Origin of the sequence: Pseudoxanthomonas sp. X-1 (assembly GCF_020042665.1) — a bacterium.
Taxonomy (GTDB): domain Bacteria; phylum Pseudomonadota; class Gammaproteobacteria; order Xanthomonadales; family Xanthomonadaceae; genus Pseudoxanthomonas_A; species Pseudoxanthomonas_A spadix_A.
Window position 1 is genome coordinate 2,114,826 of sequence record NZ_CP083376.1, and the last position, 14,894, is coordinate 2,129,719.

The 14,894-nt window shown below is 70.0% G+C and carries 13 protein-coding genes; 11 read left to right on the forward strand and 2 right to left on the reverse strand.

Features of this window, described 5'->3' with window-relative positions:
• The first annotated feature begins 54 nt into the window (after positions 1–54).
• The 11 genes from LAJ50_RS09340 (at position 55) to LAJ50_RS09390 (ending at position 13,256) form a co-directional block, all read left to right on the forward strand.
• A complete protein-coding gene (locus LAJ50_RS09340) occupies positions 55–1,149 on the forward strand; it encodes an acetylornithine deacetylase (RefSeq protein WP_138653969.1) in 1,095 nt (364 codons plus the stop codon).
• Between the two features lie 98 nt (positions 1,150–1,247).
• Positions 1,248–2,513 (forward strand): acetylglutamate kinase, encoded by a 1,266-nt coding sequence (locus LAJ50_RS09345; protein WP_235872640.1) that lies wholly within the window; start codon positions 1,248–1,250, stop codon positions 2,511–2,513.
• Positions 2,514–2,518: 5 nt separating this feature from the next.
• Positions 2,519–3,124: a GNAT family N-acetyltransferase gene (locus tag LAJ50_RS09350; protein ID WP_138653993.1), complete on the forward strand. Its 606-nt coding sequence runs from the start codon at positions 2,519–2,521 to the stop codon at positions 3,122–3,124.
• On the forward strand, positions 3,121–4,074 hold the full coding sequence (gene argC / locus LAJ50_RS09355; RefSeq protein ID WP_138653971.1) for an N-acetyl-gamma-glutamyl-phosphate reductase: 954 nt from the start codon (positions 3,121–3,123) through the stop codon (positions 4,072–4,074). The genes LAJ50_RS09350 and argC overlap by 4 nt, the downstream gene beginning before the upstream one ends.
• A 156-nt stretch (positions 4,075–4,230) precedes the next feature.
• Positions 4,231–5,529, forward strand: a complete 1,299-nt coding sequence (gene argH / locus LAJ50_RS09360; RefSeq protein WP_138653973.1) for an argininosuccinate lyase — start codon at positions 4,231–4,233, stop codon at positions 5,527–5,529.
• A gap of 174 nt (positions 5,530–5,703) precedes the next feature.
• Positions 5,704–5,961, forward strand: coding sequence for a YciI family protein (locus tag LAJ50_RS09365; protein ID WP_130522757.1), 258 nt, complete (start codon positions 5,704–5,706; stop codon positions 5,959–5,961).
• A gap of 200 nt (positions 5,962–6,161) precedes the next feature.
• Entirely contained in the window at positions 6,162–7,319 is a 1,158-nt protein-coding gene (gene proB / locus LAJ50_RS09370; protein WP_130552099.1) for a glutamate 5-kinase, read from the forward strand.
• A 130-nt stretch (positions 7,320–7,449) separates the two neighbouring features.
• Complete coding sequence (locus tag LAJ50_RS09375) at positions 7,450–8,715, forward strand: glutamate-5-semialdehyde dehydrogenase (RefSeq protein ID WP_138653975.1); 1,266 nt, start codon at positions 7,450–7,452, stop codon at positions 8,713–8,715.
• A gap of 169 nt (positions 8,716–8,884) precedes the next feature.
• Positions 8,885–10,285: a glycosyltransferase gene (locus tag LAJ50_RS09380; protein WP_138653977.1), complete on the forward strand. Its 1,401-nt coding sequence runs from the start codon at positions 8,885–8,887 to the stop codon at positions 10,283–10,285.
• Entirely contained in the window at positions 10,282–11,199 is a 918-nt protein-coding gene (locus LAJ50_RS09385; protein WP_138653979.1) for a hypothetical protein, read from the forward strand. The genes LAJ50_RS09380 and LAJ50_RS09385 overlap by 4 nt, the downstream gene beginning before the upstream one ends.
• A 140-nt stretch (positions 11,200–11,339) precedes the next feature.
• A complete protein-coding gene (locus tag LAJ50_RS09390) occupies positions 11,340–13,256 on the forward strand; it encodes a CocE/NonD family hydrolase (protein ID WP_138653981.1) in 1,917 nt (638 codons plus the stop codon).
• A 195-nt stretch (positions 13,257–13,451) separates the two neighbouring features.
• Here LAJ50_RS09390 and LAJ50_RS09395 read toward each other — a convergent pair whose 3' ends face one another.
• Both LAJ50_RS09395 and LAJ50_RS09400 read right to left on the reverse strand, forming a co-directional pair.
• Positions 13,452–14,015 (reverse strand): energy transducer TonB, encoded by a 564-nt coding sequence (locus LAJ50_RS09395; protein WP_138653983.1) that lies wholly within the window; start codon positions 14,013–14,015, stop codon positions 13,452–13,454.
• Between the two features lie 141 nt (positions 14,016–14,156).
• The gene (locus LAJ50_RS09400) at positions 14,157–14,819 is read right to left on the reverse strand and encodes an energy transducer TonB (RefSeq protein ID WP_138653985.1); all 663 of its coding nucleotides are present in this window, start codon (positions 14,817–14,819) and stop codon (positions 14,157–14,159) included.
• Positions 14,820–14,894 lie beyond the last annotated feature (75 nt).

Genomic DNA, 14,894 nt, shown 5'->3' on the forward strand with positions numbered 1-14,894 from the left:
GCGTCCCCTCGCTTTCGCCCACTCACCACTCGATCACCAACCACGCCTCGCCCCATGACCTCCCTGCTCGAAACCACGCTGACGCATCTGGAGAAGCTGGTGTCCTTCGACACCCGCAACCCGCCGCGTGCGCTGACCACCGGCGGCATCTTCGACTACCTGCGCCAGCAGCTGCCGGGCTTCAACGTCGAGGTGATCGATCACGGCGCCGGCGCGATCAGCTTCTACGCCGTGCGCGGCACGCCGAAGTACCTGTTCAACGTGCACCTGGACACGGTGCCGGATTCGCCGCACTGGAGCGCCGATCCGCACGTGATGCGGCGCCAGTCCGATCGCGTGATCGGTCTGGGCGTGTGCGACATCAAGGGCGCGGCCGCCGCGCTGGTGGCCGCGGCCAATGCCGGCGACGGGGATGCGGCCTTCCTGTTCTCCTCCGACGAGGAGGCCAACGACCCGCGCTGCATCGCCGCGTTCCTGGCCCGCCAGCTGCCCTACGAGGCGGTGCTGGTGGCCGAGCCGACCATGGGCGAGGCCGTGCTGGCCCATCGCGGCATCAGCTCGGTGCTGATGAAGTTCAGCGGCCGCGCCGGCCATGCCTCGGGCAAGCAGGATCCGTCGGCCAGCGCGCTGCACCAGGCCATGCGCTGGGGCGGCAAGGCGCTGGACCATGTCGAGTCACTGGCCCATGCCCGCTTCGGCGGGCTGACCGGCCTGCGCTTCAACATCGGCCGGGTCGAGGGCGGCATCAAGGCCAACATGATCGCGCCGAGCGCCGAGCTGCGCTTCGGCTTCCGGCCGCTGCCCTCGATGGACATCGACGATCTGCTGGCCACCTTCGCCGGCTTCGCCGAGCCGGCCGCGGCGCACTTCGAGGAGACCTTCCGCGGCCCGAGCCTGCCCTCCGGCGATATCGCCCGCGCCGAGGAACGCCGCCTGGCCGCGCGCGATGTCGCCGACGAGCTCGGCCTGCCGATCGGCAACGCGGTGGACTTCTGGACCGAGGCCTCGCTGTTCTCCGCCGGCGGCTACACCGCGTTGGTCTTTGGCCCGGGCGACATCGCCCAGGCGCACACCGCCGATGAGTTCGTGACGCTGGAACAGCTCGAGCGCTACGTGCACGCCGTCGATCGCATCATCAACGGCCGCTGAGCCGCGTTTCGCCCCTCCTTCCCAGACTTGCGCACACCGTGAACATCCCCGTCGCCAACGCCCAGACCCGCCAGACCATCGTGCGCCTGCTCTCCAGCATGGCCAGCGCGAAGGAGATCAGCCAGTACCTCAAGCGCTTCTCGCAGCTGGACGCCAAGCGCTTCGCGGTGGTGAAGGTGGGCGGCGCGGTGTTGCGCGACGAGCTGGAGGACCTGACCTCCTCGCTGACCTTCCTGCAGGAGGTCGGCCTGACCCCGATCGTGCTGCATGGCGCCGGCCCGCAGCTGGATGCCGAGCTCTCGGCCGCGGGGATCGAGAAGCACACCATCAACGGCCTGCGCGTGACCTCGCCGGAAGGGCTGGCGATCGTGCGCCGTGTGTTCCAGGCCTCCAACCTCAAGCTGGTCGAGGCGCTGCAGGCCGCCGGCGCGCGGGCGACGTCGATCACCGGCGGCGTGTTCGAGGCCGATTACCTGGACCAGGCCACCTACGGCCTGGTGGGCGAGGTCAAGGCGGTGAACCTGGCGCCGATCGAGGCCAGCCTGCAGGCCGGCTCGATCCCGGTCATCACCAGCCTGGGCGAGACCCCGGCGGGGCAGATCCTCAACATCAACGCCGACTTCGCCGCCAACGAACTGGTGCGCGAGCTGCAGCCGTACAAGATCATCTTCCTCACCGGCACCGGCGGGCTGCTGGACGCGCAGGGCAAGGTGATCGATTCGATCAACTTGTCCACCGAGTACGACCACCTGATCCAGCAGCCGTGGATCCACGGCGGCATGAAGGTCAAGATCGAGCAGATCAAGGACCTGCTGGACAAGCTGCCGCTGGAGTCCTCGGTGTCGATCACCCGGCCGGCGGACCTGGCCAAGGAACTGTTCACGCACAAGGGTTCTGGCACGCTGGTGCGCCGCGGCGAGCGCGTGCTCAAGGCCACCGGCTGGGACGAACTGGACCTGCCGCGGCTGACCGCGCTGATCGAGTCCAGCTTCGGCCGCAGGCTGGTGCCGGACTATTACCGGAACACGCCGCTGCTGCGCGCCTACGTCAGCGAGAACTACCGCACCGCCATCCTGCTCACCGAAGGCGACGGCATGGTCTACCTGGACAAGTTCGCCGTGTCCGACGATGCGCAGGGCGAGGGCCTGGGCCGCGCGGTGTGGAATGTCATGCGCGAGGAGACCCCGCAGCTGTTCTGGCGCTCGCGCCACAACAACCAGGTCAACATCTTCTACTACGCCGAGTCCGACGGCTGCTTCAAGCAGGAGAAGTGGAAGGTGTTCTGGTACGGCATGGACGACTTCGCCCAGATCCAGCGTTGCGTGGCCCACTGCGCCACGCGCCGGCCGACGCTGGAAGGCTGACGGTGATGCAGGCCGCGGCCAGCCCCTGGCGGAGCGTGCCCACGCTGCGCGGCGAGCATGTCGCGCTGGAGCCGCTGTCGAGCGCGCATGCCGAGGGCCTGCGCGCGATCGTGGCCGACGGCGTGCTGCCGGCGCTGTGGTACACCGGCGTGCCCAAGGTCGAGGCGGTGGAGAGATACATCGCCGACGCGCTGGAACAGCAGGCGCGCGGGGCGATGCTGTGCTTCGCCGTGCTGGACGCCCAGGGCCGGGTCGCCGGCAGCACGCGCTTCTACGATCTGGAGCCGGGCGTGCCGCGGCTGAGCATCGGCTACACCTGGTACGCGCCGCGCGTGCAGCGCACCGGCCTGAACACGCAGGCCAAGCAGCTGCTGCTGGGGCATGCCTTCGATACGCTGGGCTGCGCCTCGGTGGTGTTCGAGACCAGCTGGTTCAACCATGCCTCGCGCGCGGCCATCGCGCGGCTGGGCGCGCGCCAGGACGGCGTGCTGCGCAACCACAAGCGTCACGCCGACGGCACCCTGCGCGATACGGTGATCTTCTCCATCCTCGACCGCGAATGGCCCGCGGTCAGGGCTCATCTGCAGTTCCAGCTGGAAAAACACGCATGACTTCCCCTGTCTTCACCGTCGGCATCGTCGGCGCCCGTGGCCACACCGGGACCGAGCTGATCAAGCTGATCGCCGCCCATCCGCAGCTGCAACTGGCCTTCGTGTCCTCGCGCGAACTGGACGGCCAGCCGGTGCGCGAGCACAACGCCGCCTATGCCGGCGCGCTGCGCTTCGAGAACCTGGACGCCGACGCGGTCGCCGCCAAGGGTGCCGATGCGGTCATCCTCGCGCTGCCCAACGGCAAGGCGCAGGCCTACGCCGATGCGGTCGCCGCGGCGCGTCCCGAGACGGTGCTGGTGGACCTGTCGGCCGACTACCGCTTCGAGCCGAGCTGGTATTACGGCCTGCCCGAGCTGACCCGCGGCGCCTACGCCGGCCAGAAGCACATCAGCAATCCGGGCTGCTACGCCACGGCGATGCAGCTGGCGATCGCGCCGCTGCTGGACCAGCTGGCCGGCCCGCCGCAGTGCTTCGGCGTGTCCGGCTACTCCGGCGCCGGCACCACGCCGTCGGACAAGAACAACCCGGCGCTGCTGGCCGACAATCTGATGCCGTACTCGCTGACCGACCACATGCACGAGCGCGAGGTGTCCGCGCACCTGGGCGTGCCGGTGGAGTTCATGCCGCATGTGGCGCCACACTTCCGCGGCATCACCATGACGGTGAACCTGTGGTTGCAGCAGCCGATGACACGCGAGGCGATCAAGGCCCGTTACCAGGCGCGCTACGCCGGGGAACCGCTGATCGAAGTGGTCGATGACGCGCCCTGGGTCAGCCGCATCGCGGGCCGGCATGGCGTGCAGATCGGTGGCTTCACCCTGGCGCCGGGCGGCAAGCGCGTGGTGGTGGTGTCCACCCTGGACAACCTGCTCAAGGGCGCGGCCACCCAGGCGATGCAGAACCTCAACCTGGCGCTCGGCCTGCCCGAGCTGACCTCGATTCCTCATTGATCCTGTGGGAGCCGCCCTTGTGGCCTTTTCGGCCAATGGGGCGATGAGGCTTTACCAGCAATGCCCCCGCCGTTGGCCGAAGTGGCCACAAGGGCGGCTCCCACACCAGCAAGCGCATCCATGCCGGCCTCGTCCGGCATCGCAGGAGAAAAAATCATGGCAAACCTGTTGTGGGCCAAGCCCGGCGTCGAAGTCGATGCCCGGATCCAGGCCTTCCTCGCCGGCGACGACGTGCTGCTGGACCGCGAGTTCTTCCTGCACGACATTGCCGCCAGCACGGCGCACGCCGAAGGCCTGCAGCACATCGGCATCCTCTCGGCCCAGGAACTGGAGGGACTCAAGCGTGAGCTGGCCGTCCTGGCCGACGACTTCCGCAGCGGCGCCTTCGTGCTGGACGCGCAGTACGAGGACGGGCACTCGGCCATCGAGGCGCGCCTGACCGAGCGCCTGGGCGATGCCGGCCGCCGCATCCACACCGGCCGCAGCCGCAACGACCAGATCCTGGTCGCCACGCGCCTGTGGCTGAAGGACAAGCTCGGCGCGCTGGCGCAGCTGAGCCGGCAGGTCGCTGGCGTCGCCCTGGAGCGCGCGCAGGCCGAGCAGGGCCTGCCGATCCCCGGCTATACCCACATCCAGCGCGCCGTGGTGTCCTCGGCGGGCATGTGGTGGGCTGGCTGGGCGGAGGCCTTCATCGACGATGCGGTGCGCGCGGCCGATACGCTGGAGCTGATCGACGCCAACCCGCTGGGCACCGCCGCCGGCTATGGCGTCAACCTGCCGCTGGATCGCGCGCATACCACCGCCGCGCTGGGCTTCGCCCGCCTGCAGGTCTCGCCGATCTATGCGCAGCTCTCGCGCGGCAAGTTCGAACTGGCCGCGCTGGAGGCCTTGGGCAGCGCCACGCTGGACCTGCGCCGCATCGCCTGGGACCTGTCGCTGTTCACCAGCGGCGAGTTCGGCTTCGTCGCGCTGCCGGCGCAGTACACCACCGGCAGCTCGATCATGCCCAACAAGCGCAACCCGGACGTGATCGAGCTGATGCGCGCCACCCACGCCAGCGTCGCCGCGGCCCGCACCGAGATCGAGCAGCTGCTGTCGCTGCCCTCGGGCTACCACCGCGACCTGCAGGCCTCCAAGGGCGCGATCTTCCACGGCTTCGGCCGCGGCCTGGCCGCGCTGGAGCTGCTGCCGGCGCTGCTGGCCAACCTGGAATGGCGCGAGGACCGCCTCCGCGCCGCGATCGATTCGGGCATGTACGCCACCGACGTGGCGGTGGAAGCCGCCGTGGCCGGCATGCCGTTCCGCGAGGCCTACAAGGCCGCGGCGGCCAGCGCCGACACGGCCGGGCAGGGCCGCACGCCGGAAGGCAGCCTGGCCGCGCGCGTCTCGCCCGGCGCGGCGGCGGACCTGCAGCTGGAGGTGCTGCGCCAGCGCTGGGAGGCGTTGCGCGTTTGAAGAGCCGTCGCTTTTCCTGAAGAGGAGAGCGGCGTTGGGGGGTCGCGACACGATCCGGCGATTGGATCGCGTTTCGATCACGAAGGGCGTCATCCCCGCGCAGGCGGGCATCCAGTGGCTTTCGCAGCGCACCCATCGCGCCCGGCCACGCAACGACAAGCAGGAGCTGCATCGATGAAGCTGTATCTGGTGATGGCCATCCGCAAGGCCGACTTTCCCGCCGACGTGGTCGGCCCGCACAAGGACTGGCTGATCAATCTGAAGGTCGAAGGGCAGCTGCACATGGCCGGCGGCTTTACCGACGGCAGCGGCGGCGCCTACATCCTGAAGAACCTCGACAGCCTGGAGCAGGCCAGGGCCCTGGTCGCGACCGATCCGCTGGCGCTGCGCAACGCGTCCGAGCTGACCGTGTACGAGTGGAATACGCCCTAGCGCTTGCGAAGGATCCTGGGATGCGAGCGGCCACCAGAATCCGACGTTCCCGCGAAAGCGGGAATCCAGGGACGTTGGCCCCCGCTCGCGAGGCCCCTGGATTCCCGCCTCCGCGGGAATGACGATAGAGCGGGCGCCGCCGCCTTCGCACCCCTTGCAAGATCCAACACGCGCTCCAGTCCCTTCCATCCCCGAACCCCATGAACGACGCCGCCACGACCACCGCCACCGCGTTCGCCGAGCAGACCGTGCCGCCGTGGCGGCGCGCGGTGCTCAAGGTGGGCAGCAGCCTGCTGGCCGCCGATGGCGGCGGCCTGTCGCCGAAGTTCGCACTGGGCCTGGCGCAGTTCGTCTCGGCCAACGTGCTGGCCGGGCGCGAGGTGGTGATCGTGTCTTCCGGCGCGGTCGCGGCCGGGCGCGCGATCGTGCCGAAGGCGGCCGAGGCCGGCGCCGGCATCGCCGCCCGCCAGGCGCTGGCCGCGCTGGGCCAGGCGCAGCTGATCGGGCTGTGGCAGCGCTTCTTCGAGCGCCCGGTGGCGCAGGTGCTGCTGACCCACGACGACCTGCGCAACCGCCGCCGCTACCTCAACGCCCGCGCCACGCTGCTGGAGTTGCTGGCGCTGGGCACGCTGCCGGTGGTCAACGAGAACGACACCGTCTCCATCGACGAACTCAAGCTCGGCGACAACGACAACCTGGCCGCGGTGGTGGCCGCGCTGGTCGATGCCGATGCCTTGTTCATCGCCACCGACATCGATGGCCTGTATACCGCCGATCCGCGCGACAACCCGGCCGCGCGCCCGCTGGACGAGGTCACCGCGCTGACGCCGGAGGTGTTCGCCATGGCCGGCGGCAGCGGCAGCAGCGTCGGCACCGGCGGCATGCGCACCAAGCTGGAGGCGGCGGCCAAGGCCGGCGCGGCCGGCGTGGAGACGTACCTGTTCAACGGCCGCAGCGCCGAGGTCGTGCGCGGGCTGGCGCAGGACCGCCTGCGCGGCACGCGCCTGCATGCGGCGCAGACGCGCATCGCCGCGCGCAAGGGCTGGCTGCGCCACGCGCCGGTCGAGCCCGGCGCGATCCTGGTCGATGCCGGCGCGGCCGGCGCCCTGGTCGAGCGCGGTGCCTCGCTGCTGCCCGGCGGCGTGATCGGTGCCGAAGGCGACTTCCGTCGTGGCGACATGGTCGAGGTGCAGCTGCGGGGCGAGGACGGCCAGCGCCGCCTGGCGCGCGGCATCGCCCAGTACTCGGCCGCCGACATCCGCCGCATCGCCCGCCGGCACTCGCGCGACATCGAGGCCGTGCTGGGGTATAGCTACGGCGAGAACGTGATCCACCGCGACGACCTGGTGCTGCTGTGACCCCCGCTTTTGGTGGGAGCCACCGTGGTGGCGATGGGGCCTTCCCGGTAAAGCCCCATCGCCGCCATTGGCCAAAGGCCACAAGGGCGGCTCCCATCAGTCACCCCTACATTCGAGCCGAGCGTTTGCCATGACCGATGACATCAAGACCCAGGCGCTGGCCTGCCGCGACGCCGCCCAGGTGCTGGCGCAGCTGTCCAGCGCGGACAAGGCCGCGCTGCTGGAGGCCATGGCCCAGGGCCTGCTGGACCACGCGCCGGAGATCCTGGAAGCCAACGTCAAGGATCTCGACGCCGCGCGCGCCAAGGGCATCGGCAGCGCCATGCTCGACCGGCTCACGCTCAACCCCGAACGCATCGCCGGTATCGCCGCGGCGGTGCGCGAGGTGGCGGCGCTGCCCGATCCGGTCGGCCAGGTCACCCGCACCGACACGCGCCCCAACGGCATCCGCGTCAGCAAGGTGCGCGTGCCGCTGGGCGTGATCGCGATGATCTACGAGGCACGGCCCAACGTGACCGCCGACGCGGCCGCGCTGTGCATCAAGGCCGGCAACGGCGTAATCCTGCGCGGCGGTTCGGAGGCCATTCACTCCAACACCGCCATCGCCACCGTGCTGCAGGCCGCGCTGGAGGCCGCGCACGTGCCGGCCGCCGCGCTGACCCTGGTCACCGACCTGCGCCGCGAGACCATGCTGGCGCTGCTGCAGCTAAGCGACATCGTCGACCTGGCCATTCCGCGCGGCGGCGAAGGCCTGATCCGCTTCGTCGCCGAACACGCGCGCGTGCCGGTGATCAAGCACTACAAGGGCGTGTGCCACCTGTTCGTCGACGACAGCGCCGACCTGGACCTGGCACTGAAGCTGCTGGTGGACGGCAAGGTCTCGCGCCCCAGTGCCTGCAACGCGCTGGAGACGCTGCTGGTCCACCGCGGCATCGCCGAGGCCTTCCTGCCCGCCGCGGCCAAGGCGCTGCTCGCCCGCGGTGTGGAACTGCGCGGCGACGAGGCCACGCGCGTCCTGGTCGCCGAGGCCAAGCCGGCCTCGGACGAGGACTACGCCGCCGAGTTCCTCGACCTGGTGCTGGCCGTGCGCGTGGTCGACGGGCTGGAGCCGGCCATCGCCCATATCCGCCACTACGGCTCGGACCACACCGAGGTCATCGCCACCGGCGATGAGGCGCATGCAGCCGCCTTCGTCGCGGCGCTGCGCGCGGCGGTCGTGATGGTCAATGCGTCCTCGCGCTTCTCCGACGGCGGCGAGCTGGGCCTGGGGGCGGAGATCGGCATCTCGACCACGCGCCTGCACTCCTATGGCCCGATGGGCCTGGAGGCGCTGACGGTGGAGCGTTTCGTGGTGCAGGGGGAGGGGCAGACGCGGGTGCCGATCAGGCTGGACTGAACTGTCGCACCGTGTCGCCCCTGGGGCAGGGCGATCCGCGGCGGTGCGCCGCGTGCTATATAATTGTGACTAAAATCACGTTTATGCATCCGCCGAACCTGCTCCGCCGCTCACGTTGGCCTGGTATGGAAGTTGCGTAAGCGGGTGTCTCCCTTCGACGACCCAGCACATGCAACCGTCCTCCGAACTCTCCGGGCCCGGTCCGGATTCCGCCGTGGCCGCGGCATACGCGCCGACGCCCGTCTGGAAGCAGCGCTTCTACGTTCCGGTCCCGGCCAAGTTCACCCTGGTCCTGGTGTGCTCGGTGCTGTGGACGGCGCTCAGCGTGCTGCTGTCCATGCGCTGGCTGCACGAGCTGTCGCAGGTCGTGGGCGTCGCGCTGGCCCTGCTGATCATCGCGTTCGTCGCCTATGTGCCCGGATTCATGAACGCGTTCCTGATCGGTTCGGTCCTGCTGGACCGGCGCCCGCCGCGGCGCGATGCGACCGCCCGGCCTGATCTCACCGTGCTGGTGGCCTGCTACAACGAAGGCGGCAACATCGCTGAGACCCTGGCCAGCTTCGCTCGGCAGGATTACGCCGGCGACGTGGAAGTGGTCGTGATCGACGATGGGTCCACCGACGACAGCCTGGCCATCGCCCGCGCCGCCGCGCTCGTCCATGCGCGGCCCGGCCTGCGCATCCGGGTGCTGGCCCAGCCGCGCAACGGCGGGAAATCCAGGGCGCTGAACCGTGGGCTGGCGGAGACCACGCGCGAACTGGTGATCACCGTCGATGGCGACTGCTGCCTGCGTGAGGACGCGCTGCGCAAGCTGGTCGGCCGTTACCTGTCCGACCCACCCGGCACCGTCGCCGTGGCGGGCGCGGTCCTGGTGCGCAATTCCCGCGAGAATCTGCTGACCCGTGCGCAGGAGTGGGATTACTTCCACGGCATCGCGGCGGTCAAGCGTATCCAGAGCATGTACCACGGCACGCTGGTGGCCCAGGGCGCGTTCTCGCTGTACACGCGGCGCGCCCTGCACCAGGTGGGTGGCTGGCCCGAGTGCGTGGGCGAGGACATCGTGCTGTCCTGGGCGCTGCTGAAGACCGGCGCGCGCATCGGCTATTGCGAGGACGCCTGCCTGTTCACCAAGGTGCCCGCCACGGTGCATCAGTTCTCGCGCCAGCGCCAGCGCTGGTCGCGCGGACTGATGGAAGCCTTCGCCCGCCACGCCGGCCTGTTGTTCAAGCCGCGCCTGAGCACGCTGTTCATCTGGTGGAACCTGCTGTTCCTGCCGCTGGACCTGGTCTATACGCTGGCCTTCATCCCCGGCCTGGTGCTGGCACTGTTCGGCGTGTACTGGATCGCCGGGCCGATGACGCTGCTGGTGCTGCCGCTGGCGATGATCTGGAACCTGATCATCTTCCGCGTGCAGGCGATGATGTTCCGCAGCCAGAATCTGAAGGTGCGCCGCAATTTCGCCGGCTTCCTGTTCTACAGCCTGGCCTACACGATGATCCTGCAGCCGGTGTGCGTGCTGGGCTACGCCAAGGAGGCCCTGGGCCTGCGCAAGACCTGGGGGACCAAATGAGTCGCGCGTTGATGACACTGGCCGTGCTGTGTGCGCTGGCGCCCGCGGCCCTGGCGCAGGAGCGGGGGCAGGCGCGGCAGGCCGTGACGTCCGAGGTGATGGCCAGTTCCGACTCGGACGGCAACCACACCACCAAGGTCAGCCTGGGCTGGGACTGGCGCTATGCGGCGCCCGACCAGTGGAGCGGGGTGCAGGTCCAGGACGCGGACTTCCGCGGCGACGGCTGGCGCAAGCGCGAGCAGCGCGTGTACCTGGCCGGCGCGGGCGCCGCGGGCAGCTGGCGCTGGGAGGGCAAGCTGGGCAGCAACGGCGACCGCTTGCTGGGCAGCGGCTCGATCCACAGCCAGGATCCGTATCGCAAGGAACTCTTCGTCGAGCGCGACGTGCTCGAAACCCGCCAGGGCGTGCGCCATGGCTGGGTCCAGACCTATGCCGGCGCCGCGCTGGACGTGCCGTTCTCCGATCGCTGGAGCGGCACCGTGCTCGGCGGGCTGCAGAACTTCGGCGTCGGCGACAATCTGCGCGTGCACCTGCGTGCCTACCTGATCTACGCACTGCTGCCGCAGCAGGGCCTCAGCCTGCAGCTGCGCACGCGCTACTACCACGACAGCCATACCGGCGAGGCCGACTACTACACGCCCGGCGAGTACCGCCAGGCGCTGGGCGTGCTGGCCTGGCGCCGCAACGTGGGCGGCTACCAGTGGTACGCCCGCGCGGGCCTGGGCAGGCAGCGCAGCGGCAGCGACGCCTGGCGGCAGGCGCGCCTGCTGGAGTTCGGGCTGGACACGCCGCAATGGAAACAGGCCTGGCTGCGGCTGGACGCGGGTTACAGCGACATGCCCGCCATCAACGGCAGCGCGGACAGCGGCTACGACTACCGCTACGCCCAGCTGCAGCTGCGCTACGCGTTCTGACGCCGGCCCACGGCGCGCCGGCCCACGGCGCGTCCGGGGGGCGCATGGGTGGGATGACGGGGTGCCATCAGTCACGGTGCCTGGTGGGGCAGGGCGCCCATAGACTGTCCGTTCAGTCACCCCCGCCTGGAGCCCCCACGATGCGCATCGCCGCGTTGCGTCCGACCCTGCTGTCCCTGCTCATGGCCGCCGCGCTGCCCGCGCTGGCCCAGACCTCGCCGATGACGCCCGACATCACCGGCAAGCCCTTCGTCGCACCGGACGCGGCCAACGACTACATCAAGCGCGTCGTGGAGATCCCCATGCGCGACGGGGTCAAGCTGCACACCGTCATCGTCATCCCCAAGGGCGCGCACAACGCGCCGATGCTACTGACGCGCACACCGTACAACGCCGACGGCCGCACTTCGCGCCTGGACTCGCCGCACATGCGCGATCTGCTGGGGCAGGGCGACGAGGTGTTCGTCGATGCCGGCTACATCCGCGTGATCCAGGACGTGCGCGGCAAGTACGGCTCGGAAGGCGACTACGTGATGACCCGGCCGCTGCGCGGCCCGCTCAACGACACCGCCGTGGACCACGCCACCGACGCCTGGGACACCATCGACTGGCTGGTCAAGAACGTGCACGAGTCCAACGGCAAGGTCGGCATGCTCGGCTCCTCCTACGAGGGCTTCACCGTGGTCATGGCGCTGACCAACCCGCATCCGGCGCTGAAAGTGGCCAACCCGATGAGCCCGATGGTCGATGGCTGGATGGGCGATGACTGGTTCAGCTATGGCGCGTTCCGCCAGGTCAACTTCGATTACTTCACCGGCCAGCTGAGCAAGCGCGGCAAGGGCAGCGCGATCGCGCGCGAAGGCTTCGACGACTACAGCAACTTCCTGCGCGCCGGCTCGGCCGGCGACTACGCCAGGGCCGCCGGCGTGGACCAGCTGCCGTGGTGGCACAAGCTGACCGAGCATGCGGCCTACGACGCCTTCTGGCAGGAGCAGGCGCTGGACAAGGTCATGGCCAGGACCCCGATCAAGGTGCCGACCATGTGGCTGCAGGGCCTGTGGGACCAGGAGGACATGTGGGGCGCCAACCACAGCTATGCGGCGATGGAGGCCCGCGACACCGGCAACGACAAGAACTACCTGGTGATGGGCCCGTGGCGCCACAGCCAGGTCAACTACGACGGCAGCAGCCTGGGCGCGCTGCAGTGGGACGGCGACACCGCGCTGCAGTTCCGCCGCGACGTGCTGCTGCCGTTCTTCAACCAGTACCTCAAGGACGGCGCGCCCAAGGCTGACACCCCGCCGGTGCTGGTCTACGACACCGGCGCCAACCACTGGGACCGCTACAAGGCCTGGCCGCAGGTGTGCGACCAGGGCTGCAAGGCCAAGCCGAAGGCGCTGTACCTGCTGCCCGGCGGCAAGCTCGGCTTCCAGGCGCCGGCCGCGGACGGCGCGCAGTACGACGAGTACGTATCCGATCCGGCCAAGCCGGTGCCCTTCGTGCCGCGCCCGGTGGATTTCTCCGATCGCCAGATGTGGACCACCTGGCTGGTGCAGGACCAGCGCTTCGTCGACGGTCGTCCGGACGTGCTGACCTATGTCTCCGAACCGCTGACCGAGCCGCTGACCATCGCCGGCCGCCCGCAGGTCAAGCTGCAGGCCTCCACCAGCGGCAGCGACAGCGACTGGGTGGTCAAGCTGATCGACGTGCAGCCCGACGAGGTGGCTTCCAACCCGAAGATGGGTGGCTACGAGCTGCCGGTGGGCCTGACCATCTTCCGCGGTCGCTATCGCGAGAGTTTCGAGCATCCCAAGGCGATCGTGCCCAACCAGGCGCTGGCCTACGACTTCGACCTGCCCAACGCCAACCACACCTTCGGCAAGGGCCACCGGATCATGGTGCAGGTGCAGTCCACGCTGTTCCCGCTGTACGACCGCAACCCGCAGACGTACGTGGACAACATCTTCTTCGCCAAGCCCGGCGACTACCAGAAGGCCACCCAGCGTGTGTGGCACACGCCGCAGCAGCCGAGCCTCATCAGCCTGCCGGTGCAGTAGGGCGCGCGTAAAAAACCCGCGGGCGGCGAACGCCCGCGGGCCTCGTTGAAGGCCTAGGCCCACGCCGGCCTAGGGCCGGTCAGCGGATCCTCCATCGTCGTCCCCGCGAACGCGGAAACCCGGCGGCTTTCTCATGGCAAGGCCAAGAGCCCTGAGGCCCCGCTTTGGCCGGAACGACGGTGTGCCGGGCGCCTTTTACTGCGGCGAGAACTCCACCGGCACGCGCACCAGCTGGGCCACGGCCCGGCCATCGCGCATGGCGGGGGTAAAGCGCCAGTCGCTGGCGGCCTTCAGCGCGGCGCGGTCGAGGTCGCGGTTGCCACTGCGCTGGGCGATGGTGATCTGCGACGGCTCGCCGCGCGCATCCACCTGCACGTTCAGCAGCACCGTGCCGCCCTCACCGGCGCGCAGCGCAGACGGCGGGTACTTCGGCTGGGCGTTGCCGGCCAGCAGCGCAGGCGCGCGATCGGGGACGGCCTTCTTCGCCGGCGTGGCGCGCGCGGCTTCGCTGCGCTTGGCAACCACCGCCTGGTTCGGGCGGTCGGCGGCTGTGGAATCGGCGTTGGACTGGGCGGCAGGCACCGTACGGTCGGCCGGCGCTGCCAGCTCGGCGCGGCGGTCGCCGCTCAGCCACCACGCGCCCGCCGCCAGCACGACCAGCAACAGCAACCACAGCAACGGCCGCGCCGGACGACGCTGCGCCTCGGGCTGCGCATCGCGCTGGGCCTGGGCATTGAATTCGGTCTGGGTCTGCGACATGTCAGGACTCCTTGCTAGGCGCCGTTGGCGGCGCGTAGGGGAGTGTCTGCAGCCATTCGTTGCTCACACGTGAGAGGCCGGTAAAGGCCGGCCATGCTGCACCTGCGCGGTTCAGCGATGCGAAACGCGTGTCGTGGGCGCTCAGCGCTCCAGGTTGAACTCCACCGGAATGTCCACCGTGCCGGCCACCGGCTGGCCATCGTCGATCGCCGGCTGGAACTTCCACTTGCGCACCGCCTCCATCGCCGCGCGGTCCAGTTCGCGCGAACCGCTGCGCTGGATCAGCGCCACGCCACCGGGATTGCCCTGCGCATCGACCTGGATGCGCACCATCACCGTGCCGGTCTCGCCCTTGCGCAGCGCCGCCGGCGGATAGGTCGGCGGCGGGCTCTGGCCGTCGATCGGCAGCGGGGTGGCGCGGTTCTGCGGCGGCGCGGCGACGGGCGCGGTCGTCGCAGGCGCGCTGGCGACGTCCGTGGACTTGGCGGGCGTCTCCTCCACGACCGGCGCCGGGAACGCGCTGGCGCCGCTGGTGCCCGCGTCGGCCTGCGCCTGCGCGTCGGCGGACGGCGCCTGCATGCCGCTGGCGCCCTGGTTGGCGGCCGCCGGCTCGGGCAGCGGCGCGGTGGCCGCCTCGGTGCCGCTCTGGTCGGCCGGCTGCACCGAATAGAAGTTCTCGTCGCCGCGGTTGGACAGCCACACGATGCCGAACAGCAACAACCCGGCCACGAACGCCCCCAGGGCGATCCACAGCGCCTTGTGTGGCAGGCGGAAGGTGAAGGCACGATCGCGGGAGGTGGACATGGTGCGGGCGGGGCGTCAGGAGCAGGCCGCGATTCTTGCACAGGCCGGCCGCGCGCTCCCGACTGCGCGCTGGCT

What these genes read in the sequence shown, in the direction of transcription:
- LAJ50_RS09350 (WP_138653993.1), top strand. Translation starts at nt 2,519, where the DNA reads ATGCAGGCCGCGGCCAGCCCCTGGCGGAGCGTGCCCACGCTGCGCGGC.
- LAJ50_RS09400 (WP_138653985.1), bottom strand. Translation starts at nt 14,819, where the DNA reads ATGTCCACCTCCCGCGATCGTGCCTTCACCTTCCGCCTGCCACACAAG.
- LAJ50_RS09375 (WP_138653975.1), top strand. Translation starts at nt 7,450, where the DNA reads ATGACCGATGACATCAAGACCCAGGCGCTGGCCTGCCGCGACGCCGCC.
- LAJ50_RS09390 (WP_138653981.1), top strand. Translation starts at nt 11,340, where the DNA reads ATGCGCATCGCCGCGTTGCGTCCGACCCTGCTGTCCCTGCTCATGGCC.
- LAJ50_RS09385 (WP_138653979.1), top strand. Translation starts at nt 10,282, where the DNA reads ATGAGTCGCGCGTTGATGACACTGGCCGTGCTGTGTGCGCTGGCGCCC.
- argH (WP_138653973.1), top strand. Translation starts at nt 4,231, where the DNA reads ATGGCAAACCTGTTGTGGGCCAAGCCCGGCGTCGAAGTCGATGCCCGG.
- LAJ50_RS09380 (WP_138653977.1), top strand. Translation starts at nt 8,885, where the DNA reads ATGCAACCGTCCTCCGAACTCTCCGGGCCCGGTCCGGATTCCGCCGTG.
- LAJ50_RS09395 (WP_138653983.1), bottom strand. Translation starts at nt 14,015, where the DNA reads ATGTCGCAGACCCAGACCGAATTCAATGCCCAGGCCCAGCGCGATGCG.
- LAJ50_RS09340 (WP_138653969.1), top strand. Translation starts at nt 55, where the DNA reads ATGACCTCCCTGCTCGAAACCACGCTGACGCATCTGGAGAAGCTGGTG.
- proB (WP_130552099.1), top strand. Translation starts at nt 6,162, where the DNA reads ATGAACGACGCCGCCACGACCACCGCCACCGCGTTCGCCGAGCAGACC.
- LAJ50_RS09345 (WP_235872640.1), top strand. Translation starts at nt 1,248, where the DNA reads ATGGCCAGCGCGAAGGAGATCAGCCAGTACCTCAAGCGCTTCTCGCAG.
- LAJ50_RS09365 (WP_130522757.1), top strand. Translation starts at nt 5,704, where the DNA reads ATGAAGCTGTATCTGGTGATGGCCATCCGCAAGGCCGACTTTCCCGCC.
- argC (WP_138653971.1), top strand. Translation starts at nt 3,121, where the DNA reads ATGACTTCCCCTGTCTTCACCGTCGGCATCGTCGGCGCCCGTGGCCAC.